Source organism: Sutcliffiella horikoshii, assembly GCF_002157855.1.
GTDB classification, from domain to species: domain Bacteria; phylum Bacillota; class Bacilli; order Bacillales; family Bacillaceae_I; genus Sutcliffiella_A; species Sutcliffiella_A horikoshii_C.
The window spans coordinates 482,289-507,234 of the sequence record NZ_CP020880.1; the positions used below are offsets into that span (position 1 = coordinate 482,289).

Here is a 24,946-nt window from a genome sequence, read left to right on the forward strand (position 1 = left end):
TAAGGGGAGAAAGCCATGCAACTGGAAAAATTCATCGACCGCAGAAAGACGCATTCTGTCAAATGGTTCATCGAAGATCAAGACATCATCCCGCTTTGCATCGCAGATATGGACTTTCAAGTTTCAGAAGAAATTGTCAGCGCAATCAGCCAAAAAGCGACGCACGGTATTTATGGCTACAGCACGTTTTGTGCCAGGTACTATGACGCAGTTGAATATTGGTGGAAAACACAGTACGACTGGGAGCTGAAGCGGGAGTGGATCTCGTTCAGCCCTGGCATTATCCCCGGGATGAACCTTTTGCTGAAGGCGTTAACGAAACCGGGTGACGCGGTAATCGTGCAAGATCCTGTGTATTATCCTTTCTTTTCTGCCATCCAAACACAAGGTTGCACCATCTTGCATAATTCCCTCCTCTATTCGGAGGACGGCTATAAAATGGATTTTGAGGACTTTGAAGAGAAAGCAGCCCAGCCTGAAACAAAGGTGTTCATCCTCTGCAGCCCGCACAATCCGGTCGGCAGGGTTTGGACTCATGAAGAGTTACGAAGGATTGGGGAGATTTGTGAAAAGCATGGAGTGATTGTCATCTCGGACGAAATGCATGGTGACCTGACTTATCCTGGGCATAAGCATATCCCATTTGCAAAAGTACATCCGGACCATCTGGACTTTTCCATCACCTGCGCGGCACCGAGCAAGACGTTCAACATTGCCGGAATGCAAAGTTCTATTTTCCTCATACCCAACAAAGAGATCAGAGAGCATTATGAAACATTGTTAACCGGATTTGGGTTGATGCGCCCCAACGCATTCGCCGTAGAAGGAACCATCGCTGCCTACTATAAAGGATTGCCGTGGCTGCAAGAGGTGAAAGAATATTTGAACGCTAACTTGGAGTACGTCTGCACCTACTTAGAAGAGCATATTCCTTCTATAAAAGTAGTGAAACCAGAGGCAACTCATCTAATTTGGTTGGATTGCCGGGAACTTGGAATTCCTGCTGATGAGTTGCACACCTTCTTTTTGGAAAAAGCGGGAGTCCGCTTAGATGAAGGAATGAAGTTCGGCGCAGGAGGCCAAGGGTTTGAACGCATAAATATTGCCTGTCCTCGCGAGGTGCTGACGGAAGCGCTGCTAAGGATGAAGGCTGCTATAAAAGAAAGGGAGACCTGCTGACGCATATTTTTGCGGGCAGGTTTTTTCGTTGTGGGTTTAAAGTACTTTGAGGGGGGGATGAAGACGTGAGTGGGCTGGATATCGAGTGAGAGATGTCTTCATGGAGGTTATGAAGACATGAGTGGCCGGGAATTTGAGTGAGAGATGTCTTCATGGAGGTTATGAAGACATGAGTGGTCGGGAATCTGAGTGAGAGATGTCTTCATGGAGGCTATGAAGACATGAGTGGCCGGGAATTTGAGTGAGAGAAGTCTTCATGGAGGCTATGAAGACATGAGTGGCCGGGAATTTGAGTGAGAGATGTCTTCATGGAGGTTATGAAGACATGAGTGGCCGGGAATTTGAGTGAGAGATGTCTTCATGGAGCCTATGAAGACATGAGTGGGTTGGAATTTGAGTGAGAGAAGTCCTCATCAACCATTTTAAAGCCCTCTCTTTAAAAATTTAGAAATAACCACTTAAACATTTGAAATATTTGGTATATTAAAAGAAAAGAAAAATAGGAGACCACACAATGAATCTACTAGAACACAACATATAAAACCGCATCCGCGGACCTCCGAGCCTATCAGGCACCAGCTACTGAATCTTAAAAATGGAGGGTAATTAAATGAAAACAGATCAACTTTTCCAACACTATTTAAAAGAAGCAGAAACCGATTTTTCAGGATGGGATTTTTCCCATGTAACAGAAACAGGTCGCCTTGCATCTGGAATGCTTTCCTGGTCATATGGCAGCATGGCGAAAACTTTGATGGCAGAATCCACTTCCATGCTCGATATGGGAACAGGTGGGGGAGAACTGCTTTCCAAGCTGCAGCCATTTCCGCCGAGAGTATGTGCAACGGAAGGCTACAAACCAAACTTTCCTATAGCAAAAGGAAGACTTGAACCATTTGGTGTAAAGGTGGTCGAAGTGGAGCCGGACAACCAGTTGCGTTTTCCAGACAAGCACTTTGACCTGATCATCAATAAGCACGAGGAGTACGAACCGAGCGAGGTTAGAAGAGTTTTGCAAGACGGAGGGACTTTTCTGACTCAGCAGGTCGGCTGGAGCGATTGCCAGGATATCAACAGACTGCTCGGTGCACCGGTTAATGAAGAGTATGCTCATTGGAACCTTGAATTTGCACACAAACAATTGGAGGGTCACGGTTTCAAGGTTCTCCTTAGCAAACAAGAATTCCCGGTGCAGCGCTTTTACGATATCGGTGCACTTATCTACTATTTGAAGGCCATTCCGTGGCAGGTGGTAGATTTCAGTGTGGAAGATTACGTGGATCTATTGTTTGAGCTTCACCTGAAAATAAAGCGGGCAGGGTATTTGGATATCAAGCAGGACCGGTTTGTGTTGAGGGCGGTAGGAATATAACCGGGTAATCTAATTGTTTGTCGAATCATGTCGGTTGGCATGTATTGAATTGTTTTTGGACAGTATTTGGTTCGGAACGGACAGTAAATGCCCCGACTTGGACAGTATTCAACCGAATTGCGACAGTAAATGCCTCGGTTCCGACAGTAAGTAGAAAGCCTTTCAAAATGCTGCGAGAGTTCTCACTCTAATTATCAAAATAGTGTGATAAAATTTATGTTGAGTCCTTAACCGCATATATATTGTCACCCGTCCCCCCAGCCAATAGGATAAAAAGGGGTTTAATCTCAATGAAACTAAAAAACGTAGAGTTAGAAACAATTTTAGCTAACATGGTACAAGAAATAGACTTTTCAGGTGTTATCCATGTGGAGAACGATACCGGAGTGATTCATACTAGTGCCCACGGCTTCTGCAATCGGTCAGACGCCATTCCCAACACTACCAATACGAGATTCGGAATCGCTTCAGGCTGTAAGCTTTTCACGGCAATTGGCATTTGTCAGTTGGTGGAGAGGGGCAGCAGCATATCGTTCCATTCAAAATTAAGCAATTTGTTGGATCATTCTTTTCCTCTTTTCGATGAAGAAGTTACAGTTCACCAGTTGCTGACACACTCATCCGGAATTCCTGACTACTTTGACGAGGATGAAATGGAAGATTTTGAAGAGCTTTGGGTGAAGAATCCAATGTATCACATGAGAGAACTAGAGGATTTCCTACCGTTGTTCCAGAAACAACTGATGAAATTCATCCCGGGAGAAAAATTCTATTACAATAATGCAGGCTATATAGTATTAGGGTTAATTATTGAAAAGGTAACACGGGTTCCTTTTACTGATTATGTGGAGGAGCACATCTTCAAGCCGGCACAAATGGAGGAATCTGGTTACTTTTCTTTAGATTCTTTACCTGCCAAGACGGCTCTTGGGTACATTGACAAAGAAGATGGTACTTGGAAAACTAACAGCTACTCCATCCCGATAAAAGGCGGTGCTGACGGTGGCGCTTATGTTACGGCAGGCGACTTTGCAAAACTTTGGCAGTCCCTACTGAATGGAAAGCTATTAAGCAAAGAAATGCTCGATAAAATGATGACACCATGGATTCAAACGAATAATGATAACGATTACTATGGCTATGGAATGTGGATGGAGAAGGCCGAAGACAAAATCGTAAAATATCATGTCATGGGTTATGACCCGGGCGTAAGTTTTGCGTCTGCCTACTATCCGGCTTCAGAAACAATCGTAGTGATTCCGTCCAATAAGGAACATGGCCCCCACAAGCTGATGTACTTGCTTGAGGACCGTATTTAAATAAGGAGGGAGGCATACCTGGTAGTTGCAGGTATGTCTTTTTTAATTTCCTAAGTGTCGATGTGTGTCGAATGACGGTTATCTAGGCAAAAGTCGTGGATAAAATGAAAAAGTCGCGGATAAATCTAAAAGTTCGCGGATAAAATCCAAAAGTTGTTGGATAAATGTAAAGATTACCTTGAAAATCTCATATGTATGGCTGTACAACCTCAAAACTACCTGCATCCCCGCCCACCCTTCACAATCTCTTAACCAAAACAACACCCTCTAAATGTATCTTTTTACGTTTCATTTTCCTTTAATAGGGTAAAGAGTAATATTTTCAACTTAATCACCCAAAAGGAGGAACACCAACATGACAAAAGCACTTTTCCTTAACTGTTCACTCAAATCTTCCAGCGAAGAATCTAATACAGAAGCACTTATGAAAGAGGTCATCAAGCACTTCAACAACGAAAACGTTGAATCTGAGATTGTAAGAATAGCTGATTACAACATAAAATTCGGTGTTAGCGAGGACGAAGGGTATGGCGATGAGTGGCCGGAAGTGTTCAACAAGGTAATGCGTGCTGACATTCTTATTATCGGGACTCCGCTGTGGCTTGGTGAGAAGAGCAGTGTCGCAACAATGGTGATGGAGCGGCTTTATGGCGGAAGTGGACTAACGAACGACAAAGGGCAATATATTTACTATAACAAGGTGGGAGGTGTGGTCATAACAGGAAACGAGGATGGCGCAAAGCATGCAGCCTCATCCATCCTTTCCGGCTTGACACATATGGGCTTTACTATTCCGCCAAATGTGGATACATACTGGGTTGGTGAAGCGGGACCGGGAGAGTCGTATATTGAAGCGGAAGGACATAAGAATGATTTCACGAGGGAGCATGCCAAAATCATGGCCTATAACCTAAAGCATTTTGCCAACATGCTGAAAGAAAATCCAATCCCTGCAGAAGGTAATGTGGTCGAACAAAGCTAGAATCCAATAAAAGGGGCGGTATCCATGGAAACACAAACGATAAAATCATTATCACAACGATTTATGAATGTGCGTGACCTCACCATGAAGCTTGTTCAACCATTAGAAACAGAAGATTTCATTATTCAATCACACCCAGATGTCAGTCCGCCAAAATGGCATCTGGCCCACACTACGTGGTTCTTTGAGCGCTTTGTCCTTAAAGAGTATTTCGAAAACTACCGAGAATTCCATCCAAAGTACGATTTTCTTTTTAATTCCTATTACGAGACGGTTGGGCCATTTCAGCCAAGGCATCAACGCGGCGTCCTCTCCAGACCAAGCATCCAAGACATCTTTCAATACCGCAGTTTTATCGATAATTATATAGTGGACTTGCTCGAGCAACACGAGGAAAGCAAGTCCGAACAAACGGACAAAATTTATAGCCTCATAGAAATCGGCATGCAGCATGAACAGCAGCACCAAGAGCTGATCTTAATGGATGTAAAATACAACTTTTTCGTTAATCCGTTGCACCCTGTTTATAAAGAATCCAACTCCGCACCATCTGTAAAAAGAGAACCCTCCTACCACACTTATGACGGAGGTCTCGTTGAAATCGGTCATAACGGCGATGGTTTTTCTTTTGACAATGAAAGCCCGAACCATAAAGTGTGGCTCGAGCCGTTTAAGCTGGCTGATCAACCTGTCACGAACGGTGAGTACCTGGAATTCATCAAAGCAGGCGGCTATCAGAAGCCTTATTACTGGCTGTCCGACGGCTGGAATACGGTAAAAAAGAATGACTGGCAGGCTCCGCTATATTGGAGTAAGGACAATGATGGTGAGTGGTTTATCTTTACACTCGGAGGAAAGAAGAAACTCGACCCAAATGAACCGGTAGTCCATGTCAGCTTTTATGAGGCGGATGCCTTCAGCAGATGGAGAGGCAAACGTCTTCCTACAGAGGCGGAATGGGAGCATGCGGCAAGAGATCTCGAGATAAACGGGAATACGATGGACACCGGCCACTATCATCCTGCAGCAACCAAGCAAACAGCCGGGTCCAGGATGTTTGGCGATGTGTGGGAATGGACGGCAAGCGCCTACTCGCCATACCCGGGCAGCAAGCCGCTTGAAGGGGCGCTTGGCGAATATAATGCTAAATTCATGTGCAATCAGATGGTGCTGCGCGGAGGATCCTGTGCTACCCCGCAAGACCATATCCGAAACACCTACCGCAACTTCTTCCCGGCGGACAAACGCTGGCAGTTCAGCGGATTCCGAATGGCGGAGGATGCGCTATGAGATTATTAGAAAATAATATTCAGAGTTATGATTTTTATATAGAAAAAGAGAATATGCGTGATGAAATCATAAAAGGTCTCTCAGCTCCAGTGAAAACAATTTACTCTAAGTTTTTATATGACCATAGGGGATCAGAATTGTTTGAATTGATCACGGAGCTTGAGGAGTACTATCCGACGAGGACGGAAATGAAGATCTTTAACGAAAAGATCCAAGAAATTACGTTGGCTGTTGGCGATGTTCACACCCTGATTGAGTATGGCAGTGGAAGCAGCAACAAAATCAAGGCGTTGCTTCACAATTTTGCAAGTCTAAAAGAATATGTACCAATTGATATATCACGGGAGTATCTCTTCCAATCTAGCTTAGAGCTTGCGATGCTTTTCCCTCACATTAAGATAAAAGCAGTTTGTGGGGACTACACCGGACCACTGACCTTGCCGTTAGAGGCGGAAGGCAAGAAGGTCATCTTTTTCCCCGGGTCTACAATCGGTAACTTCGAGCCGGTGGAGGTGCGGAATTTCCTAATGAAGTCCGCAAAGTTGTTGGATGATGGTGATGGATTCCTCATCGGTGTTGATACGAAAAAGGATACGGTAACACTGGAACGGGCTTACGATGATGCGAAAGGCATTACGGCTGCATTCAATCTTAACCTTTTGACCAGGATGAACAGGGAGCTTGGGGCCAATTTTAACGAAGATCAGTTTGAGCACCTTGCCTACTATAACGAGCAACAAGGCAGAATTGAAATGCATCTTGAGAGCCAAAGAAATCAAACCGTGAAAATCGGAGAGAACGAATTTTTCTTCCAAGAAGGTGAAACCATTCACACCGAAAACTCTTATAAATACTCCATTGGTCAGTTTCAGACGATGGCATTGGAGTGCGGTTTCAAGCCGAGGAAAGTGTGGACGGATGCTGAGGAGAAATTTAGTGTGCATTATTTAGAAAAGTAAGCATTAGAAAACAGTGCCTGAAGGTTAATCGGCACTGTTTTTTTCCTTTATAAATCTATACTCCAGCAACCAAAACCTCTACCCCGGCAGCCTTCAAGGCATCGACTTTCTCCTTATCGGTCTCCGAATCCGTTATTACCACATCCAATTTTCCAGTCGGATACATGCCAGCAAACATCTCCTGGCCGATCTTTGTGTGCTCAAACATGGCGACCAGTTTCTTGGAATTTTCATAAACCGTCTTATAAAATATAGCGACTTCCGGCGTTGCAGTGCTCAGACCTTTTACAGAAAGCGCCCCTGCCGTGGAAAAGCACAAATCTACTGTGAACTGTCTTGCGAATTCATTTGCCAAAGCATCGGTAATGTTACCTGAGCTTTTCACATTCCCACCAATCAAAAAGGTAGAGATATTTTCAGATCCACTTAAAGTATAAGCAACTTCAAGTGAATTGGTCAGCACCGTGAACGGAATATCCTTTGGTAAATATTTTAGCAGTACATAATGAATCGACGCTCCGCCGATAAAAACGGTTTGGTTTGCTTTCACATAGCCTGCAGCCATTTTTGCGATGGCATTCTGGTGTTCGGTGCCGTCCCCAAAACGCTCCGCTGGTGGGCGTGGCATGGTACGAACGGATGCTACAGGAATCGCACCTCCATGTGTTCTTTTCAATAATCCCTGTTCTTCCATGATGGAAAGGTCTCTGCGAATGGAATCTATAGACATATTGAATTGATCAGCCAAATCCTTCGCCAACACTCTTCCATCCTGCTCTAAAACTTTCAAAATTTCTCCCCGTCTTTCATCAGTAAACAAAATCATCACCCCAATGTTTAGTTTCAACTTCTTTCCTATTATTTCATGTTTATTCCTATTTAGTCAATATATAATTGCGTGTTTATGCTTGTTTATTCTGTTTATCTGTTTATAAAAGGATAAAACATGCAAAGAGTCGAAAAGTGTAGAATGCGTATTTTTGAAAGAAAAGGTGATAGAAATGTACAGGATTCCAGATAGTGTTAGTGTACAAAAGGTTTTAGATCTTTTTATAGATATGTGTAATAAAGAGTTACCAGGATTGTTAGTTGGACTGTATCTTCATGGATCCATCTCTATAGATGGGTAGCTAGAAGGGGAAAGTGACATTGATTTCGTTGCGGTGACAAGCCGGAAGCTGACGAATGAAGATGCAGCTATATTAAAAGATATTCACTTGAGTCTTGCAGAAACATGCAAAAAACCGCAGTTGGATGGCATTTACGTGCAATCTTCTAACTTGGCTGCAGAGGGTTACTTTTATAATGAAGGGTCCTTTGGCAAAGAGGTGCATAATATCCCGGTGACATGGTGGTTGCTGAAAAACAAAGGGGTAACAATCTTGGGTCAGCCAGTTGGAGAACTCTCCCTTAACGTAACAACGGAAGACCTAACAAACTATGTACGAAAAAACATGAACGAGTACTGGGCAAAGAGAGTTTCTGTCATGGAGAAGAGGAAAGAGGAACTGATCGACTATCCAGTCCAACAGGTAGAAAAAGAAATGGAATGGACAGTCCTTGGGCTGCTGCGGCAATTGTACACATTAAGGGAGCGGGACATCATCTCAAAGCTAGCTGCAGGGGAGTATGGACTGCATGAACTTGAATCGAAATGGCATGACCTCATCCAAGAGGCAATCAATATACGAACAGGAAATCCAAAACGAAGCTTTACGACAAACAAAGAGAGAGTGAACGTTACGATCCAATTTGCTAAGGAGCTTATTAGAACATGTAGTTTAAATGAGGTAAAACTAGAAAACTATCAGCCAAAACACTTAGAAGAACTAATAAAATATAAGCTCACTGAAAGTCAGTTGGAATTCACTTCACACCCCAAAGATGCGTTATTAGCTTGTGAAACAGATAAGGGAAGGCATCCCATAGTTATTTTAGAGAAAGGGCAGATTGCAGGATTTTTCGTTTTATATCAGGGGGAGGAGCTTACTAAATATACAGACAACCCAAATGCGATTCTTTTACGGGCATATTCCATTTCGGTCCCTTTTCAGGGTAAAGGTGTGGCAGGAAAATCCTTGGATCTTCTCCCTGATTACGTGGAGCGGAATTTCCCTTATGTGGATGAGGTGGTGTTGGCGGTAAATCTAAGAAATGAAGATGCACAGCGAGTGTACTTGAGGTCAGGGTTCAAAGACAGTGGAAGAAGGGTGATGGGGCGGATGGGAGAGCAGTATGTGTATCAACTGAAGATGAAAGGAGAATGATTATGGATTATGAAACAGCATTAAGCCAATACATAAAAGCAACAAACACCCACAACTTTGATAACGTGGAAAAATTGCTCCACACAAATGTCGTTTACTGGTTTACCAATAAATCCTGTACGACCATGGAAGAAATCCGCGCTTTTTTTGAAAACGCATGGGACACGATTAAAGAGGAAGTCTACTCGGCAAAGAATGTGCAGTGGATTGCGGTGGATGAACACACGGCCACTTGCCTCTATACCTTCCATTATGAAGGTTACATGAACGGGGAGTACATCTCGGGCAGCGGGCGTGCAACTAATGTCTTTGTAAAAGAAAAGGAAGAATGGAAGTTGATTCATGAGCATTTGAGCCGATAAAAAGAAAAATGGTTTATAAAAGGGGATTGTTATGAACTGCAAAATAGTATTTTTCGATATTGATGGTACCATCACGCATCATGAGGATGGCAGTATTTCAGAGAGAACAAAGGCTGCTATTCAAACGTTAAAAGAGCAAGGAATTATTGTGGTAGCAGCAACGGGCCGCCCGCTATCGATGTGCAAGGAGATTCGGGAGCTCGGGATTGATACATTCATCACAGCTAATGGAGGATATGCCAAACATCTAGAAGAGGTCATTCATAAAATCCCTCTGGACAAACAGGTGATGGAAGAAGTGGTTCAATTTGCTTCCGAACAGAAACACGGACTTTCTTTTTATACGGAAGGCTTTCATATGAACGAAGTGGAGGAACCGAGGATTGCCCAAGCGTTGAAAGAAACACTAGGGGTACTTGGGTTAGAGGATTTTTCTAAGATGGACCATAGCAAGGAGCAGGAAGTCTATCTCATGTGCTTATTTGCTGCGGAAGAAATGATGGATCCATATAAAGAAAGATTCCCACACTTAACTTTCAGAAGGTGGCACCCTTTCATTTTGAACGTCCTACAAGAAGATGTGTCCAAATCTGTCGCCATTATGAAACTGTTAAACTACTTCGGGATCGACAAGTCCGAGGCGGTTGCATTTGGGGACGGGGAGAATGACATCGACATGCTGGAGTTGGTTGGCTACGGTATCGCCATGGGCAACGGCAGTGAAAGGTTGAAATCAGTCGCTGACTTTGTTACGAAGAAATCCAGTGAAGATGGAATTGAATATGCATTGAAAAAACTTCAAATCATTTAGGGGGAAAAAACTATGTTCATACATAAAATTGATGAGGAACTATCTTTGAAACTAGCAGAAGAAAAAGATGCGGAGCGATTGTTTGAGTTGACCGACAACTCCAGGGACTATTTGCGTGAGTGGTTGCCATGGCTGGACTTTACAAAGAAGGTGGAGGACTCCAGGAATTTTATAAAAGGTACGAGACAAGGATATGCGGAAAATAAATCAATGACGTCGATGATCCTTTACAAAGGCGAAATAGTTGGTTCGGCAAGCTACAACACTCTCGACTGGACGAACAAAGTGGCCTATATCGGTTACTGGCTGGATAAGGATTATCAAGGGAACGGCATCATGACGAGGGTGGCGGAAGCTTTGACGGACTATGCCATCACGGAGCTTGGTATGAACCGAGTCGATATTCGTGCGGCTGTGGAGAACGTGAAAAGCAGGTCGATTCCAGAACGACTCGGATTTACGTTGGAAGGGGAAATCCGTCAGGCGGAATGGCTTTATGATCATCATGTCGATCATGCCGTGTACGGAATGCTTGCGGAAGATTGGAAAAAACGAAAAGCTGGAGGAATGTAAGCTGAAGAGAAGATTTTTATGGTGGGGGTCAGGGGGAATCATCCTGGCCCTGTTCCTGTCATTTGTCTTTTGGGGGTCGCCTTGGGGGCTTTGGACGAACAAACAGGCGTTTGAAGTGTATTTGGAAGAAAAGTATAAGAAGGATTTTGTAATTGATGAAATCTCTTTTGATTTTTTTAATACAAGAAAATATCAGGCTTATGCCTATGCAAAAGACGATCCGGAACTTTTGTTTTATGTGGGGCAGGATCGGTATACAGGACAAACCGAAGATGGGTATCGTTATGAGGCCTGGAGTGCGGAGGCAAATGAGGAAATAGGGGCGATTGTGAGAGAACATTATCCTAGTACCACAAACTATGGGGTTGATTTAGTCTTTTCTGAAACGGAGCCAACGGAGCCAGTGGTGGGAGGGTACAAAAAGTATGGAAAAGTCGAAGTAGGTGTTACCTTGGACAAAATCCTTCTAACAAGCGCTAACAGTAAGACTGAAATGCAGAGGGCTTTTCTTATTTTCCAGGAATTAAAAGAAATGGGAGTTCCTCTGCATCAATTTGGAATAAGCTTTGAGAATAAGACTCTCCAACTGCATAAAGATGACATTTCAAAGGTTAATAGTGCGGAGGAATTGGCGGAGTATTTAAAGTTATATCGACGATAAAGGTGTAATGGAGGTTAAGGAATATGGCTTTTCATATATGGGAAGGTACAGCTGTACGTTTACGGCCTATCCAGTCTTCAGATTGGGAAAAGTTTCACCAGGACGGAATGGATTCAGAGGTTGCTAGATTAAATGATGCCATCTATGGACCAAGGTCGGAAGAAGGAACAAAGAAATGGACTGAAAGGGAGTCGGAAAAGGGCTGGGATGGCCATAACTTTAGGCTTGCGATTGAGAACTTAAACAGTGAACTTGTCGGCAGTATCAGCACAAATAGTTGCGACCCGCAAAACGGCACGTTCAGCTACGGCGTCAGTATTTTTCGGGAGCATTGGAAGAAAGGATATGCGAGTGATGCAATCCGGGTTGTGCTTCGCTATTTCTTCGGGGAACTTAGGTATCAAAAAGTGAATGCACATGTGTACGCCTTTAACGAAGGATCTGTTAGGTTGCATGAACGTCTCGGGTTTGTGGAAGAGGGACGCTTGCGAAATATGGTGTATACAGATGGAGGCTACCATGACGTGTTATTGTTCGGACAAACTTACGAAGAATTTATGGCGAGGAGGGGAACGCATGAGTGCACTATTCAAAAGAATTGATACGGTATTTCTAGAGGTTACCAATATGGAGAGATCAATTGGGTGGTACACAGAGGTACTCGGCTTTTCGGTCAGGTGGCATGATGTAGAAAACGGATATGCAGCAATCGAGATGGGGGAGACACCTCTGACGCTTGTGCGGGCGGAGAAAGTGACACCGGGATCTCATTGTCTATTGAACTTCTATTCTTCAGATATTTATGATGCGCATAAGAAGCTGCTGGAGAGTGGTGTTCAGGTAGAAGATGTCATAGATTACGGGACAGTTCTGTCGTTCGAATTTAAGGATCCTGACGGGTATATTCTTGGAGTTTGTTATTTTGAGGAGGAGCAGGTGACGACGCGAGAGAATTTATAAGTTGTAGAGAGTACTTTAATCGTGGGGCGATGATTCATTAAAATGGATATATCATTTTTACAATGGATATCTTGCCTCTTACAATGGATATATCATTTTTATAATTGATATATTGGTTTTACAATGGATAAATCGAATTTACAATGGATATCTGCATTTTCACGATTCAAACAGTCAGTTCCGGTCCCGCAAATAGACGCTGCCCCTGAAATCAAACCTAGTTACCCAAAACCACTTTCAAAATGACCTTTTTGCACATAAAAAAGAAGCCTTTCCATATCCGCGAAAGGCTTCTTGCTCATTTTACTCTCTTAATCAGAAACTCGACTCTCTCCTCATAGCCTTCATCAAGCGATGACAGCTTTGGAATCGCAATCCCATCCTGAAACATTACCCGCAAGGAAGAATTCATCCCCCTCCTGGTACTGCACCACCATCTCCTCATCATAAATGGGCTTCCTTACCAAAATGACTCCAGCAATAAAAGTGATGACCTTTATAAAAAGGAACGCAACCACCAACGGAACCAGAAATGCCATAATGGCTGACATGGCAAACAGTCCAGTAGATACTTCACCGTAAACTTTAAGTAAATCGAAAAAAGAATAAATGCTGAAAAGCAGAGCCCCTACATAAAAGAGGATTCTTCCATAGCGCCAAGGTTTATAATGATCAACCAGCGCGGATAAAGCGTGTCTTGTGACTTCGTATTTAAATTGTATGTGGCGCATGGTAGGTTCCTCCGTTTTCTTCATAATTATTATCCTACCACTGGAAAGAGAAAAGGAAACATTATTAAAGTAGTTTTACTGCTGAAAAGAGCTGAATTATAGCCAAGCCTGCCCGAGTTGTATACTCATCAGGTCACCAAAGCCACACTCTGATTACCCCTCTATCACTTTTCCTCATACTCTAGGTCACCAAAGCCACACATTGGTTACCCCTCTATCACTTTTCCTCATACTCTAGGTCACCAAAGCCACACATTGGTTACCCCCCTATCACATTTCCTCGTACTTTAGGTCACCAAAGCCACACTCTGGGATTAAGTCTATATAATTGTGTAAAAAGAAAGGCCATTATCAATGTCCGTGTTACAATGTGTTCGACGAAAAACAATCACACACGGAGGCAATGATAATGACCAACATTAATATTACTATAAATTTGGAACAACTTAAAGCCGAGGTAGAAAAAAGCTCTTTAGGATCCCCGGTAAAAGCATCTTTAGCCCTTGTATTGAATTCGCTTATGGAGAAAGAAAGGGACGAATATATTAATGCTCTCTCTCACGAGAGAACGGATGACCGCAGAGGATATCGGAATGGCTACTATGAACGAGAATTAATTACCGGCACTGGCTCACTCACATTAAAGGTTCCCCGAACTCGTGATGGTGAATTTTCAACTTCTGTATTCCAAAAGTATGAGCGATGCGAACAAGCTCTGATTCTTTCTATGATTGAGATGGTTGTAAATGGAGTCTCAACTCGTAAAGTTACCAAGATTGTAGAAGAACTGTGTGGAAAAGGTGTATCTAAATCACTAGTATCTAACCTCACTAAATCATTGGATCCAATAGTAAATGAGTGGAGAAACCGCCCATTAAACACCCTTTATTATCCATACATATATGTTGATGCCATGTATATTAAAGTTCGTGAGAACGATAGGGTTGTTTCAAAAGGAGTACTTATAGCTTGCGGTGTAAACGAAGAAGGACATAGAGAGATTATTGGGTTAAGGGTTACCCATGGGGAATCAGAAGAAAGTTGGTCTAATTTCTTTGATCACTTAAAGTCAAGAGGGATACAATCACCTAAGATGGTGATTTCTGATGCACATGCAGGATTAGTGGCTGCTATAAAAGAATCCTTTTTAGGAACCTCTTGGCAAAGGTGTTGTGTTCATTTTCTTAGGAATATAATGGACTCTTTTCCTAAGAAAAACTCTTCAGAAGCAAAAACAGAACTCAAGGAAATCTTTAGAACATCCAACATTAAATTGAGCCGAGAACTGAAGCGCGACTTTATTGAGAAGTATTATGAAGTAAAAGGGTTTACTAAGGTAATTGAAACGTTGGATGCTGGCTTTGAAGATGCAATGCAGTTTCATTCTCAAAAAGCTGAGCTTCACAAACACTTACGTACAACCAATATGCTAGAAAGAGTAAATAGGGAAATAAGAAGAAGAGAAAGGGTAATTCAAATTTTCCCGAACGATCAATCTGCAATACGTATAATTGGATCTGTACTGATGAAAATGGAGGAGGAATGGAGTAAGTCAAAGTATATACACCATATCTAAGTAAAATAGTTTTTTAATTCCCTAAACGGAATTATGTGAACTGTCACATTAATGTTTGCTACCTAAATAAAAAAGCGCTTACAGTGACTGGGCCATAAAAAGGGGAAATTTTACCCCCTAGGGGGTAAAGAATACACCCTAAACCTTTAAGAAGAACAAGACCTGAAAACATAACCCCATAACACATTTAGCATTAGATCTCATTGTAACTATTTTTACACATTAATATGGACTTGACTCACTCTGGTTACCCCTCTATTACATTTCCTCGTACTTTAGGTCACCAAAGACACACTCTGGTTACCCCTCTATCACATTTCCTCGTACTCTAGGTCACCAAAGCCACACATTGGTTACCTCTCTATCACATTTCCTCGTACTTTAGGTCACCAAAGACACACTCTGGTTACCCCTCTATTACATTTCCTCGTACACTAGGTCACCAAAGACACACTCTGGTTACCCCTCTATTACATTTCCTCGTACTTTAGGTCACCAAAGACACACTCTGGTTACCTCTTTCATCAGCTATGTCCAACCGCCTTATCCTCATACTGCCCCCAATTCGTCACCTTTTCCAACACAATCGAAAGCAGCACGCCCATGATTAATCCATTCGCCAAGAATGGTTGCAATAGCACTGGCAGCGGACCAAACACGGCCGGCGAGGTGTTCATCAAACACACTCCCAACAAAACTGGTGCTGCCAAACGGAAAATGGTATCGGAATTGAAAACAGCGCCACGCAAACTGCCATACGCCGTCCCGAACAATTGTAGGTATGCCACAAACAGCACCGCATTCCCGACCGTCATCGGCATCGTCACCAAGAACGAGGTCAACGGTGGTACAAGGCCAATGGCTGCAAGCATGATGCCGCCAATGAAAAATGGTTTCCGGTCTAAAATTCTCGTACTCTGCAAAAATCCAATCGTCGAGGTGAACGGCGTATACGGGACGAGTCCGAACAGGGACGCAAATACTGAAAACAATCCGGTAAAAAAGAATGAGTTTCTGAATTGTCCTGGTTTGGCTGTTTCACCGTAAAGGTCTGCTGCAGCCTGAACAGAGGCGATCGTGTTACTCATATTCAATACACCTGCAAAGAACGCGACCGCTATAATTCCGTATTCAAGGTTCGGTGCTCCAAGCGGGAACAGATCAAACGCAAAGGCCGCTGCTGGCGCTTCCTGACCGCTACCTGGGAACAGCAGCACATAGGCGATCCAACCAACTACAATTCCTATGAGAATCGCGAAATTCCCGATAACCCTTGGTGCCTTTATTTTCAACACACTAACAAAAATGACCAGCACCACAGAAAGGATGCTGACAGGCACATTCATTACGCCATCCTCTGTCATCCCAAGCATTCCTTGAAAAAATACCATCATCAATTGGAAGGTTAATAGGAAAAGATACACCGTCATGACCATCGGTGTGAATACCCGCGGCAGTACCGAAGTCCATCCAAACACCGCGAGCAGCATCGTAAATCCGCCTGCAAGCAAGAGTCCTGTGGCAACCCCTCCACCGATTTCCGTGAAACTCATTCCTAGGGACGAGGCGGTAAGTCCAAGGTTCAGCATTACCCCCCACAACAAACCAGAGTGTCCTTCGAGCAGAGGGTAGCGGTGGCCCATCCACCCTTGGAAGATGCATGCCAGCCCAGTGAAAAGCAGGGAGGCACTCAGCATCATCCGGCTTACTTCCGGTGACACATCAAAAGCGGCCCCCACAGATAGCGGAACCACAACTGTGTTGGCGAACATAAAAAAGAGCCATTGTAACGAAGAAAACATCGTAAACGATGAGGTTAATTTATTCATAGATGTTCCTTTCCTGGTTGCAAATGTTCTACAGCATACACATGAATAGGATGATGCACATTTACTTTGGCATCATCACTTGTTGTTTTTGCGTCTATAAGTAAAGCAACCATCACAATTAAATTAAGTATGATAAGAATCAGAATCGCTCTCATGTCGTTCTTCTCCTGCCTTTCTCCAAATATATGGTATCATATGTAAAACCATATGGATGATATTTGTTTTGTTGTGAAATCATATGAAAAACATATAGGAGATGAAAAGGGAATGGATATTCGGCAATTGCGTTATTTTACTGTCATTGCGGAAGAAAAAAATATTTCACAAGCTGCCCGGAAATTACATATGTCCCAGCCCCCATTAAGTCAACAATTAAAGTTGATGGAAGAGGAATTAGGAATCAGACTTGTTCACCGTGAAGGAAAGAGGCTTCGGCTGACAGAAGCGGGAGTAAAGCTTTATCACCATGCTGTTCAGGTCACAAAGCTGATGGAAGAGGGCATGGAGGAGGTAAAGGAAGTAGGGGAAGGATTGAAGGGTTCCTTAAAAATTGGGGTGAACACGCTGTCTGAGATGTCGCTCAGCAGATTGTTGTTTGCATTCAAGGAAAAGTATCCTGCGGTAACTTATGAAATTCATCAAAATGAATCAGGTCAGCTGTTTCAATTGCTGCGTGAACGTGCTATAGACTTGGCAGTGATTCGTTTTCCCGTTCAATCAGAAGAATTTGGACATTTTATGCTGAAGAGGGAACCCTTCTATTTTGTCAGCCGGGAAGCTTGGAATGGACCGGTGACTTTAGAGAAGATTGCTGGGGAGACGCTGCTTTTGCCAAGCACAAAGGGACAAGGCCTGTACGATTATATCCTTCAGTCCTTTGCACAAAGAGGATATGAACCAAACATTGTGTGTGCGAGTTCAGATTTAACTTTGCTTGCTGGTCTTGTCCAACAAGGCTTTGGAGCAACCTTAGTTCCAGAGAGCGCCATGCATATTTTTTCTGAAGCAAAAGTCCATTCGTATTTGGTGGAGGATGAGGACTTGACAACTCAATATGGGGTTGCCTGGATGAAAAAGTACTATTTATCAAAGGTGGCAACCAGATTTCTGGAGATGTATAAGGAAATCTCTCGAAACCCTTTGGGAAGTTGATGTATAATAGAACAAGTTATATCTTTTAATTTCTGAAAGAGAGTGAATATATATGGGTCGTAAATGGAACAACATTAAGGAAAAAAAGGCGGCAAAGGATCAGAATACGAGTAGAGTCTATTCTAAATTTGCCCTTGAAATCTATGTAGCAGCAAAGCAAGGCGAGCCGGATCCAGAATCCAACATGGCACTGAAATTCGTACTTGAGCGTGCAAAAACGTACAACGTACCACGTAACATTATCGACCGCGCGATCGACAAAGCAAAAGGCGGCGGGGAAGAAAGCTATAACGAGCTTCGTTACGAAGGTTTCGGACCGAATGGATCAATGGTAATCGTGGACACACTGACAAACAACGTGAACCGTACAGCATCCGAAGTGCGTGCAGCATTCGGAAAAAATGGCGGAAACATGGGTGTAAGTGGATCTGTTGCTTACATGTTCGACGCAACGGCTGTATTCGCATTCGAAGGCAAAAATTCCGACGAAGTGCTTGAAGTGTTGATGGAAGCAGACCTTGATGTGCGCGATATCTTGGAAGAAGAAGAAACGGTAATTGTGTACGCAGAGCCCGACCAATTCCATGCCGTGCAAACAGCGTTAAAGGGTGCAGGAGTGGAAGAATTCTCCGTAGCGGAGTTGACGATGTTGGCGCAAAACGAGGTAGAGCTTCCAGGTGACGCACAAGAACAGTTTGAAAAGCTGATTGATGCGTTGGAAGACTGCGACGACGTGCAACGTGTGTACCATAATGTGGATTTAGGTGAATAAGTTGATTTCTGGGACAGGCTTCTATCTTTAGGGATGGGGCCTGTTTTTTTCTAATATAGCAATCTCAAAAGTTAATTTAAAATTTTCGAGTGAAACCGTTGGGGCGCAAGAGGTTAGTTTTTTCTTGAACAAACGATTGTTTAAAAATTGTTATACTAGTATAAAAGATGCATTCTCTTGATCTGAGGTAGAATTTTTTGTGAAATTGTGCAGCGTTCAATCCTTTGATGGGAATTAGTCGAAAAACGAGGGGAATTAGTAAAAAAAGCGGTCCAATTAGTCATAAAACCTTCTCAATTAATCGAAAAAACACTTCAATTTATCGAGAATCCAAATATCGCCACTAAGAGATCTGAATCAAACAAAAAATGAAACTAAAACTCTATTAAAAACGTAAATTACTTAATTACCTAACTCAAAGGAGCCTTTACGTATGACAACATCTACTTCAACCACCATCCAAGGAACCAAAATTCAACTAAAAAAGCTTACCATCCAAGACTTGCCGGTACTCTACCTTCTAATGTACGGCGACCCGAACCCGGAATATAAAAAGTGGGACGCGCCATACTTCCCACTCGAAATGATCGATAAGGAAACATATATCTCCAAGATGACAAAACAACTAAACGATGGACTGGACTCGATTTACCTGATACAAACGCAAGACGCCGAGCCTCAAACCATCGGCAGCCTCACCTATTACTGGGAGCACGAACCGTCCAACTGGCTTGAAATGGGCATCATCATCTACCTGCCCGAATATTGGAACGGAGGCTACGGAACCGAGGCCATCAAACTATGGACCGATCACCTTTTCCAAACAAAACGGCAAATCCCGAGAGTTGGTTACACAACCTGGTCCGGCAACCATCGCATGGTCAAAGTTGGCACCAAACTGAACTTCACACAGGAAGCCAGGATCCGAAATGTCCGCACCTATCAGGGCAAACTGTATGATTCCATCCGCATGGGCATGCTGCGCGAGGAATGGGAGCAATCCAAGTCCGAATCAACTCCAACACCAACACATAACGGAGGCATCTAACCAACCATGCAAACATACACCGAACTCACAAAAGAGAACGAATACCAGCTTGTCCATCTGCTAACAACAGAAACTTGGCCTTATCATGGCACCGAAAACCCGACAGAGGAAGCCATCCTAACTTCCATCCAACAAGGCAACTACACAAAAGAAGGCACCAAAACCTTCCTCATCCAAGACAAAAACAATACTGTCATTGGCATGTTCCGACTTTTCGACCTAGAGGATCCGACCTGCCTTTTTGACATAAGACTCAAACAACAAGCGAGAGGACAAAACCGAGGAGCCCATGCCGTAAAATGGCTCACAGAATTTGCATTCACCAACTATCCGCACTTAATAAGAATCGAAGGCCATACCCGCCACGACAACCTGGCGATGCGCAAGACATTCCACAACAGTGGGTACGTCAAAGAAGCCTACCACCGAAGTGCCTGGCCTCAAAACGAGAAGCTATATGATTCAGTGGGCTATGCCATCACGCGCAACGATTGGGATCAGAACATCACTACGCTAATCCAAGACAGCGTCAATTTCTAATAATTCTTTGGACAGATAATCAAAGCGGAATGTGACAAAATCTCGATTGCCCGTTCCAAGTCAGAAGTATCGAGAAACACATTCGTGTTCTCACCTAAATACATGCTTTCTACCTGCAGCTCACACCAGAGCGCACCAAAAAGGTCGTTGAGCTGTCCGGACTGTCCCGCCGGCAGCTTTACCACCTGGATAACCTGTCTTTCTTTAAAAGGAATACCGTAACAGCGCAAAACTCTGCGCATCCCCTGAAGGTCCTTTGTTGTTTCGCCCATGCTGCTGCCAAGCACTATTTTTACAAGGTGTGTATCCTCATCCAGTTTTGTATGAAAATAGGCATTTACATTAACCTCTTGCTCTGCCAAGCCATCCAACATAAAGCTTAATGCCCAATTGTCCACCTGGAAAGAAAATTGCGTCCGAATCAAATAATCAAAAGACTCCACCACTTCCGGCATTTCCCGCATCGCCCACAACTCCCTCTACCTGAGTTTACGATATACTATGCAACACTCAAGCAAAAGGCTATCACATCAGTCAAGGCAACGAAGCGGGTCCTCTTCAGACAGCAACCGAATGGCGTATCCGATATTTGAAACATCCAAAAAAATATTATTATCCTCCCCAAGATAAACCGCGCGAACCTGCATCTTGCACCAAAGCGTGCCGAAGATTGCATTGACTTGCCCAGGTACACCAGAAATACTATCAAGAAGTTGGATTACCTGGTTCTCTCTGTAACGAACACCCACCTGCTTCATCACCTTGCGAACTTTGCGAATATCAAGCTCGCTCTCTTCAGCCGAAGTACCAACAACCATGCGGACAAAATTGAAATTCTTACCGGTAAGCGTCTGGAAATAGCCGTTGATATTCACGCTTTCCTCAGCTAGTCCATTTAAAATACGGCTAAGATCCCGATCACTCACGGTAGAAGTAAATTGTGTTCTGATATTGAAATCTAGGCATGCATTTCCCATCCCATTTCACTCCCATAAAAAGTCTTATCTATAGGATATGAGAAATGGCTCGGCATGCTTGGACTTTTCACTTTTCCCTATGCAGCTTTTTTGTCTTTCCACCATTTAAAAAGAGAGAAAAGCAGAATCACGGCAATTGTGCATAAAATGACTATGAATTTGTTTGGCTGGGCCTCTGAGGAAGTAATAGGGGTGGATGCGACCTCCCCGTAAACAGCCTGTGGAAACCACAGCATTAAAAATATACTTATAAATAGAAACCGGTAGTTAGCCAGTAATCCCATTTTAACCATCGCCCCTTTTATTTTATATCGTGAACAATGACCTAGTATTTAGTTTATTAGATAATTTTCTGATAAATTCGTAGGTTAAAACGAAATTGATGCAAATAAGTAGATTATAATAATAGAAAAAAGGGAATGGGGGAATAGAGATGGACTTTAGTACTACATAATTATTTTATAGAGATAGGATGCATAATCCATAGAAGGGAACCGTGCAATGCAAAACACTTCTTATAGTCCACAGAAAATGATTTACAAAAATTTTGATGAAGCAGCGGATAATATCTTGAAAATGATGAGCAGGCTACTCGACATCAATACCCTGTTCATTGCAAAGAATGACCGCTGTACGAACAAAATTATGAAAGTACTAAATAAAAAGGATATTTTGCTAGAAGAAGGTGGAACCCTTCCTTTTGAGCAGACATTCTGCAAGCTATCTGTGGACCACGGCACCAAGCCTTTAATCATTCCGGATATTACACAAAGTGACCTGACAAAGGACATGGTTGTCACCAAAAGTCTAGGTGAGGGTAGCTTTATAGGTATACCTATTTACTATGAAGATGGAGAAAATTACGGCACGCTATGCGGCTTGGATAATAGACCATATAATTTTCGGGAAGAACTAATTGAAATTTTTGAAACAATGGGATCGCTGCTTACATATGTCCTTGAACTGGATGAAGCCTACCAACAAATCCGGAGTCTCTCGGTTCCGTTCATTCCTATAACTAAAGGTGTTGCCATCCTTACTATTACAGGTAATGTCAATGAACAACGAGCAGATACAATCATCTCCCTTGCGTTAGAAAAAAGTCAGGATCTAGCCTTGGACTATCTAATTATTGACCTTTCGGGAATTGGAAAAATAAATGAAATAGTCAGCTATTCTTTACTTAAAATAGTCAATCTTCTTCAAATAATAGGCGTAAAACCAATCTTAACTGGAATTACCCCCGATGTTGCCATCAAAGCTATTGGCGTCGGATTTGAGACAGATGATATCCTCGTTCAATCCAACTTAGAACAGGCATTAAAGAAAATTGGGTTAACTTTGTTAAAGAATAAATAAATAATCTACTTGAAAAAAGCAACCAAGATGATGGTTGCTTTAAGCTTGTCGAAATGTGTGTGGATTTATTGATATATTGTGGGATTTCTCGATATCCACCTTATTTTTCTTGATAAATTCCGAAATTTCTTGATATCCACCCTGAATTTCTTGATATATCGCAAAATTTCTTGATATCCGTCACTTCCGCCGACTGCAGCGCAGCCGGCGATTTTAGAAGTCCTAATCCTGAAAGCAACCAATTCGATGGTTGCTTTTTCCTCCTTAGCTAACATTTAAATTTAACAAGTTCATCCCAAAAACAAGGATGACTGAAACAAGTAATATTACCATGTCACTAATGGTTAAAATCGCTTCTTTTGGATTATCAGTATATCTCCATTCAAAGAAAGCCCGCACCAAATAGTCCGAAATAATTAATAATACAAGAACCAATGAGATACTCAAAATAGAAATGCGCTCATAAGAAATCAGGAAAATTAGAATGAAGTTTACAACCACAGTAACTAACCTCAAACCCCAATCGATTCTTGCGTGCCATTTATTAATATGATTATATGAAAAGAACTTCTTTTTAGTTTTTTCAATGTTAAATAGACTCCGTAATAACCTCTTTATTAGATACATGATGGGAGAAACGATAATAACAATAAAGAAAATATTTAACCAAAACATATGTAACCTCCATTTAAGAAAACTCTCTATAGATAAGTGTATTCCATTTATTTCTAGATTACCATAGCCTAATATGGTATTTTTTGAGTGGGGGGAGAGCAAATTGAACAAATTTAATATCATCAAAAACAAGCAAGAATACTGGCTAGTGGACCAAGTTAGAAAGGGAGATGTTTCAACGGAATTATACATACACGGATTGGCAGATATCCTAGAGGAGTGGACCCGGTTAGAAATTGGCTACTTGTCCTTGCTAATCGATGAACAATTTGAAAGCTGGTTGCTTGAAAAGAAGTTTCACAAGATTTCAAGTATCGTGGAATACACAAGAAAACTAAACGACTTACCTTTAACGAACGACCAAATAGTCTGCTATTCCCTTGCAGAAGGATTAATGGATGATCAAAAATACGCTGAGCTATATGAGCTTTGCCGATCGGGAAGTGCTAACAAGAATACGAAGCAACCTATAGCCCAGGTGATGAGTTCACTAGAAAATGAACTAGGACCGGAATGGCGCAAACATTGCTATTATTTTTTAAAAGATGGAGCTTTTGCCGGCATAAGTATCCCTCACATTGAAATGGGAACAGAAGATGAAGGGAGACTATTTTATTTCGGAGTAGTTCCTGAGCTAAGAGGACAAGGGATTGGTGCACAAATTCATCGAGTAAGTATGGAGTTACTTAAGATATTCCATGCCACCTATTATGTTGGCAGCACAGATGTTAACAATGCTAATATGATAAAAATCTTTGAGAAAAATGGTTGCCAACTCCGGGATAAGAAAGGCATTTATAAGATAGTCAGATGAGCTCATTTTAAAAGGAGTGTAGTTATGAAATTATTGCTAACATCTGCAGGGGTCAATAACAAAAGTATTCACGAAGCTTTGGTTGATATGTTGGACAAGCCTATTGCCGAATCCATGGCCCTGTGCATTCCTACTGCGATGTATGGACATCCCTGGGTTGGTCCCGGCGAAAAAGCCTGGGAGTTCATTCGGGGTAGTTCTGATAATCCCATGGTCAGTCTGGGGTGGAAGTCTGTCGGTGTGCTTGAGCTCACAGCTTTGCCAAGTATCGACCAAGACCGCTGGGTGCCGTTGGTCCGGGAGACGGACGTCCTGCTTGTATCGGGCGGAGATGCGCTTTACCTGTACCACTGGATGAAGGAATCGGGACTTGCAGAGCTCTTGCCGGAGCTGAACGCAGTTTATGTGGGAATGAGTGCGGGGAGCATGGTGATGGCCCCGAAAATTGGAGAGTTCTTCGTTGGCTGGACTCCGCCAAACGGTGAGGATAAAACGCTTGGGCTCGTTGATTTTGCAATTTTCCCGCATCTGGATCACGAAATGTTGCCGGGAAACACCATGGCCGCTGCAGAGAAATGGGCCGCAGGAATGCAAGGACCAGCATATGCGATTGATGACATGACAGCTATCAAAGTAATAGACGGAGCAGTAGAAGTTGTTACCGAAGGACATTGGAAGCTACTTTAGCTCTAAAACGAACAGATTATAATCCTACAAAACGGTGCACAAAATATCGGA

29 protein-coding genes are annotated in these 24,946 nt (G+C 42.8%); 22 read left to right on the forward strand and 7 right to left on the reverse strand.

The window, feature by feature from the left end; all coding sequences use genetic code 11:
- Nucleotides 1–15 precede the first annotated feature (15 nt).
- From B4U37_RS02515 to egtD, 6 genes are all read left to right on the forward strand, one after another.
- Nucleotides 16–1,179, forward strand: a complete 1,164-nt coding sequence (locus B4U37_RS02515) for a MalY/PatB family protein (RefSeq protein WP_088016919.1) — start codon at nt 16–18, stop codon at nt 1,177–1,179.
- Between the two features lie 610 nt (nt 1,180–1,789).
- Nucleotides 1,790–2,551 (forward strand): methyltransferase domain-containing protein, encoded by a 762-nt coding sequence (locus tag B4U37_RS02520; protein ID WP_088016920.1) that lies wholly within the window; start codon nt 1,790–1,792, stop codon nt 2,549–2,551.
- A 290-nt stretch (nt 2,552–2,841) separates the two neighbouring features.
- Complete coding sequence (locus B4U37_RS02525) at nt 2,842–3,870, forward strand: serine hydrolase domain-containing protein (protein WP_088016921.1); 1,029 nt, start codon at nt 2,842–2,844, stop codon at nt 3,868–3,870.
- 355 nt (nt 3,871–4,225) lie between these two features.
- Nucleotides 4,226–4,852, forward strand: coding sequence for a flavodoxin family protein (locus B4U37_RS02530; RefSeq protein WP_088016922.1), 627 nt, complete (start codon nt 4,226–4,228; stop codon nt 4,850–4,852).
- Nucleotides 4,853–4,876: 24 nt separating this feature from the next.
- On the forward strand, nt 4,877–6,142 hold the full coding sequence (gene egtB, locus B4U37_RS02535; RefSeq protein WP_088016923.1) for an ergothioneine biosynthesis protein EgtB: 1,266 nt from the start codon (nt 4,877–4,879) through the stop codon (nt 6,140–6,142).
- Entirely contained in the window at nt 6,139–7,101 is a 963-nt protein-coding gene (gene egtD, locus B4U37_RS02540) for an L-histidine N(alpha)-methyltransferase (RefSeq protein WP_088016924.1), read from the forward strand. Before egtB ends, egtD begins: the two co-directional genes overlap by 4 nt.
- A 55-nt stretch (nt 7,102–7,156) precedes the next feature.
- Here the strand turns inward: egtD and B4U37_RS02545 are convergent, their stop codons facing one another.
- A complete protein-coding gene (locus B4U37_RS02545) occupies nt 7,157–7,921 on the reverse strand; it encodes a DeoR/GlpR family DNA-binding transcription regulator (protein WP_198317101.1) in 765 nt (254 codons plus the stop codon).
- A gap of 181 nt (nt 7,922–8,102) precedes the next feature.
- Between B4U37_RS02545 and B4U37_RS22525 the strand changes: the two genes are divergently transcribed.
- Genes B4U37_RS22525 through B4U37_RS02580 form a run of 8 tightly spaced genes read left to right on the forward strand, consistent with a single transcriptional unit; the run spans nt 8,103 to nt 12,735 of the window.
- Nucleotides 8,103–8,231 carry a hypothetical protein gene (locus tag B4U37_RS22525; protein WP_281252769.1) on the forward strand — a complete coding sequence of 43 codons (129 nt, stop codon included), beginning with the start codon at nt 8,103–8,105 and terminating at the stop codon, nt 8,229–8,231.
- Nucleotides 8,232–8,264: 33 nt separating this feature from the next.
- Complete coding sequence (locus B4U37_RS02550) at nt 8,265–9,368, forward strand: GNAT family N-acetyltransferase (protein ID WP_088016926.1); 1,104 nt, start codon at nt 8,265–8,267, stop codon at nt 9,366–9,368.
- A 2-nt stretch (nt 9,369–9,370) separates the two neighbouring features.
- Nucleotides 9,371–9,730: a YybH family protein gene (locus B4U37_RS02555; protein ID WP_088016927.1), complete on the forward strand. Its 360-nt coding sequence runs from the start codon at nt 9,371–9,373 to the stop codon at nt 9,728–9,730.
- Nucleotides 9,731–9,761: 31 nt separating this feature from the next.
- Nucleotides 9,762–10,541, forward strand: coding sequence for a Cof-type HAD-IIB family hydrolase (locus B4U37_RS02560; RefSeq protein ID WP_088016928.1), 780 nt, complete (start codon nt 9,762–9,764; stop codon nt 10,539–10,541).
- Between the two features lie 12 nt (nt 10,542–10,553).
- Nucleotides 10,554–11,114, forward strand: coding sequence for a GNAT family N-acetyltransferase (locus tag B4U37_RS02565; RefSeq protein WP_088016929.1), 561 nt, complete (start codon nt 10,554–10,556; stop codon nt 11,112–11,114).
- Nucleotides 11,047–11,775, forward strand: coding sequence for a hypothetical protein (locus tag B4U37_RS02570; protein WP_157663686.1), 729 nt, complete (start codon nt 11,047–11,049; stop codon nt 11,773–11,775). Before B4U37_RS02565 ends, B4U37_RS02570 begins: the two co-directional genes overlap by 68 nt.
- Before the next feature lie 23 nt (nt 11,776–11,798).
- Nucleotides 11,799–12,377: a GNAT family N-acetyltransferase gene (locus B4U37_RS02575; protein ID WP_088016931.1), complete on the forward strand. Its 579-nt coding sequence runs from the start codon at nt 11,799–11,801 to the stop codon at nt 12,375–12,377.
- A complete protein-coding gene (locus tag B4U37_RS02580; RefSeq protein ID WP_088016932.1) occupies nt 12,352–12,735 on the forward strand; it encodes a VOC family protein in 384 nt (127 codons plus the stop codon). Before B4U37_RS02575 ends, B4U37_RS02580 begins: the two co-directional genes overlap by 26 nt.
- A 347-nt stretch (nt 12,736–13,082) precedes the next feature.
- Here B4U37_RS02580 and B4U37_RS02585 read toward each other — a convergent pair whose 3' ends face one another.
- Nucleotides 13,083–13,466, reverse strand: coding sequence for a hypothetical protein (locus tag B4U37_RS02585; RefSeq protein WP_198317070.1), 384 nt, complete (start codon nt 13,464–13,466; stop codon nt 13,083–13,085).
- 409 nt (nt 13,467–13,875) lie between these two features.
- Between B4U37_RS02585 and B4U37_RS02590 the strand changes: the two genes are divergently transcribed.
- The gene (locus B4U37_RS02590; protein WP_088016864.1) at nt 13,876–15,042 is read left to right on the forward strand and encodes an IS256 family transposase; all 1,167 of its coding nucleotides are present in this window, start codon (nt 13,876–13,878) and stop codon (nt 15,040–15,042) included.
- Nucleotides 15,043–15,566: 524 nt separating this feature from the next.
- Here B4U37_RS02590 and B4U37_RS02595 read toward each other — a convergent pair.
- Nucleotides 15,567–16,871 (reverse strand): uracil/xanthine transporter, encoded by a 1,305-nt coding sequence (locus B4U37_RS02595; protein ID WP_088016934.1) that lies wholly within the window; start codon nt 16,869–16,871, stop codon nt 15,567–15,569.
- Nucleotides 16,868–17,026, reverse strand: a complete 159-nt coding sequence (locus B4U37_RS21780; RefSeq protein WP_157663687.1) for a hypothetical protein — start codon at nt 17,024–17,026, stop codon at nt 16,868–16,870. Before B4U37_RS21780 ends, B4U37_RS02595 begins: the two co-directional genes overlap by 4 nt.
- Nucleotides 17,027–17,138: 112 nt before the next feature.
- On the opposite strand from B4U37_RS21780, the gene B4U37_RS02600 reads away from it, so the two are divergent.
- From B4U37_RS02600 to B4U37_RS02615, 4 genes are all read left to right on the forward strand, one after another.
- Entirely contained in the window at nt 17,139–18,023 is an 885-nt protein-coding gene (locus B4U37_RS02600) for a LysR family transcriptional regulator (protein WP_088016935.1), read from the forward strand.
- Nucleotides 18,024–18,075: 52 nt separating this feature from the next.
- Nucleotides 18,076–18,795 carry a YebC/PmpR family DNA-binding transcriptional regulator gene (locus tag B4U37_RS02605; RefSeq protein WP_088016936.1) on the forward strand — a complete coding sequence of 240 codons (720 nt, stop codon included), beginning with the start codon at nt 18,076–18,078 and terminating at the stop codon, nt 18,793–18,795.
- A gap of 433 nt (nt 18,796–19,228) precedes the next feature.
- The gene (locus B4U37_RS02610; protein WP_088016937.1) at nt 19,229–19,843 is read left to right on the forward strand and encodes a GNAT family N-acetyltransferase; all 615 of its coding nucleotides are present in this window, start codon (nt 19,229–19,231) and stop codon (nt 19,841–19,843) included.
- Nucleotides 19,844–19,849: 6 nt separating this feature from the next.
- Nucleotides 19,850–20,383 carry a GNAT family N-acetyltransferase gene (locus B4U37_RS02615; RefSeq protein ID WP_088016938.1) on the forward strand — a complete coding sequence of 178 codons (534 nt, stop codon included), beginning with the start codon at nt 19,850–19,852 and terminating at the stop codon, nt 20,381–20,383.
- Here B4U37_RS02615 and B4U37_RS02620 read toward each other — a convergent pair.
- Entirely contained in the window at nt 20,380–20,847 is a 468-nt protein-coding gene (locus B4U37_RS02620; RefSeq protein ID WP_088016939.1) for a hypothetical protein, read from the reverse strand. The genes B4U37_RS02615 and B4U37_RS02620 overlap by 4 nt on opposite strands.
- A gap of 66 nt (nt 20,848–20,913) precedes the next feature.
- Complete coding sequence (locus B4U37_RS02625) at nt 20,914–21,360, reverse strand: hypothetical protein (protein ID WP_088016940.1); 447 nt, start codon at nt 21,358–21,360, stop codon at nt 20,914–20,916.
- A gap of 501 nt (nt 21,361–21,861) precedes the next feature.
- Here B4U37_RS02625 and B4U37_RS02635 point away from each other — a divergent pair.
- On the forward strand, nt 21,862–22,719 hold the full coding sequence (locus tag B4U37_RS02635; protein ID WP_088016942.1) for a GAF domain-containing protein: 858 nt from the start codon (nt 21,862–21,864) through the stop codon (nt 22,717–22,719).
- A 264-nt stretch (nt 22,720–22,983) separates the two neighbouring features.
- Here the strand turns inward: B4U37_RS02635 and B4U37_RS02645 are convergent, their stop codons facing one another.
- The gene (locus tag B4U37_RS02645; RefSeq protein WP_088016944.1) at nt 22,984–23,394 is read right to left on the reverse strand and encodes a DUF4181 domain-containing protein; all 411 of its coding nucleotides are present in this window, start codon (nt 23,392–23,394) and stop codon (nt 22,984–22,986) included.
- Between the two features lie 103 nt (nt 23,395–23,497).
- Here B4U37_RS02645 and B4U37_RS02650 point away from each other — a divergent pair, with 103 nt between their 5' ends.
- A complete protein-coding gene (locus B4U37_RS02650; protein ID WP_088016945.1) occupies nt 23,498–24,208 on the forward strand; it encodes a GNAT family N-acetyltransferase in 711 nt (236 codons plus the stop codon).
- 24 nt (nt 24,209–24,232) lie between these two features.
- Complete coding sequence (locus B4U37_RS02655; RefSeq protein WP_088016946.1) at nt 24,233–24,895, forward strand: Type 1 glutamine amidotransferase-like domain-containing protein; 663 nt, start codon at nt 24,233–24,235, stop codon at nt 24,893–24,895.
- Nucleotides 24,896–24,946: the final 51 nt, after the last annotated feature.

What these genes read in the sequence shown, in the direction of transcription:
- B4U37_RS02515 (WP_088016919.1), top strand. Translation starts at nt 16, where the DNA reads ATGCAACTGGAAAAATTCATCGACCGCAGAAAGACGCATTCTGTCAAA.
- B4U37_RS02520 (WP_088016920.1), top strand. Translation starts at nt 1,790, where the DNA reads ATGAAAACAGATCAACTTTTCCAACACTATTTAAAAGAAGCAGAAACC.
- B4U37_RS02525 (WP_088016921.1), top strand. Translation starts at nt 2,842, where the DNA reads ATGAAACTAAAAAACGTAGAGTTAGAAACAATTTTAGCTAACATGGTA.
- B4U37_RS02530 (WP_088016922.1), top strand. Translation starts at nt 4,226, where the DNA reads ATGACAAAAGCACTTTTCCTTAACTGTTCACTCAAATCTTCCAGCGAA.
- egtB (WP_088016923.1), top strand. Translation starts at nt 4,877, where the DNA reads ATGGAAACACAAACGATAAAATCATTATCACAACGATTTATGAATGTG.
- egtD (WP_088016924.1), top strand. Translation starts at nt 6,139, where the DNA reads ATGAGATTATTAGAAAATAATATTCAGAGTTATGATTTTTATATAGAA.
- B4U37_RS22525 (WP_281252769.1), top strand. Translation starts at nt 8,103, where the DNA reads ATGTACAGGATTCCAGATAGTGTTAGTGTACAAAAGGTTTTAGATCTT.
- B4U37_RS02555 (WP_088016927.1), top strand. Translation starts at nt 9,371, where the DNA reads ATGGATTATGAAACAGCATTAAGCCAATACATAAAAGCAACAAACACC.
- B4U37_RS02560 (WP_088016928.1), top strand. Translation starts at nt 9,762, where the DNA reads ATGAACTGCAAAATAGTATTTTTCGATATTGATGGTACCATCACGCAT.
- B4U37_RS02565 (WP_088016929.1), top strand. Translation starts at nt 10,554, where the DNA reads ATGTTCATACATAAAATTGATGAGGAACTATCTTTGAAACTAGCAGAA.
- B4U37_RS02570 (WP_157663686.1), top strand. Translation starts at nt 11,047, where the DNA reads ATGTCGATCATGCCGTGTACGGAATGCTTGCGGAAGATTGGAAAAAAC.
- B4U37_RS02575 (WP_088016931.1), top strand. Translation starts at nt 11,799, where the DNA reads ATGGCTTTTCATATATGGGAAGGTACAGCTGTACGTTTACGGCCTATC.
- B4U37_RS02580 (WP_088016932.1), top strand. Translation starts at nt 12,352, where the DNA reads ATGAGTGCACTATTCAAAAGAATTGATACGGTATTTCTAGAGGTTACC.
- B4U37_RS02585 (WP_198317070.1), bottom strand. Translation starts at nt 13,466, where the DNA reads ATGCGCCACATACAATTTAAATACGAAGTCACAAGACACGCTTTATCC.
- B4U37_RS02590 (WP_088016864.1), top strand. Translation starts at nt 13,876, where the DNA reads ATGACCAACATTAATATTACTATAAATTTGGAACAACTTAAAGCCGAG.
- B4U37_RS02595 (WP_088016934.1), bottom strand. Translation starts at nt 16,871, where the DNA reads ATGAATAAATTAACCTCATCGTTTACGATGTTTTCTTCGTTACAATGG.
- B4U37_RS21780 (WP_157663687.1), bottom strand. Translation starts at nt 17,026, where the DNA reads ATGAGAGCGATTCTGATTCTTATCATACTTAATTTAATTGTGATGGTT.
- B4U37_RS02600 (WP_088016935.1), top strand. Translation starts at nt 17,139, where the DNA reads ATGGATATTCGGCAATTGCGTTATTTTACTGTCATTGCGGAAGAAAAA.
- B4U37_RS02605 (WP_088016936.1), top strand. Translation starts at nt 18,076, where the DNA reads ATGGGTCGTAAATGGAACAACATTAAGGAAAAAAAGGCGGCAAAGGAT.
- B4U37_RS02610 (WP_088016937.1), top strand. Translation starts at nt 19,229, where the DNA reads ATGACAACATCTACTTCAACCACCATCCAAGGAACCAAAATTCAACTA.
- B4U37_RS02615 (WP_088016938.1), top strand. Translation starts at nt 19,850, where the DNA reads ATGCAAACATACACCGAACTCACAAAAGAGAACGAATACCAGCTTGTC.
- B4U37_RS02620 (WP_088016939.1), bottom strand. Translation starts at nt 20,847, where the DNA reads ATGCGGGAAATGCCGGAAGTGGTGGAGTCTTTTGATTATTTGATTCGG.
- B4U37_RS02625 (WP_088016940.1), bottom strand. Translation starts at nt 21,360, where the DNA reads ATGGGAAATGCATGCCTAGATTTCAATATCAGAACACAATTTACTTCT.
- B4U37_RS02635 (WP_088016942.1), top strand. Translation starts at nt 21,862, where the DNA reads ATGCAAAACACTTCTTATAGTCCACAGAAAATGATTTACAAAAATTTT.
- B4U37_RS02645 (WP_088016944.1), bottom strand. Translation starts at nt 23,394, where the DNA reads ATGTTTTGGTTAAATATTTTCTTTATTGTTATTATCGTTTCTCCCATC.
- B4U37_RS02655 (WP_088016946.1), top strand. Translation starts at nt 24,233, where the DNA reads ATGAAATTATTGCTAACATCTGCAGGGGTCAATAACAAAAGTATTCAC.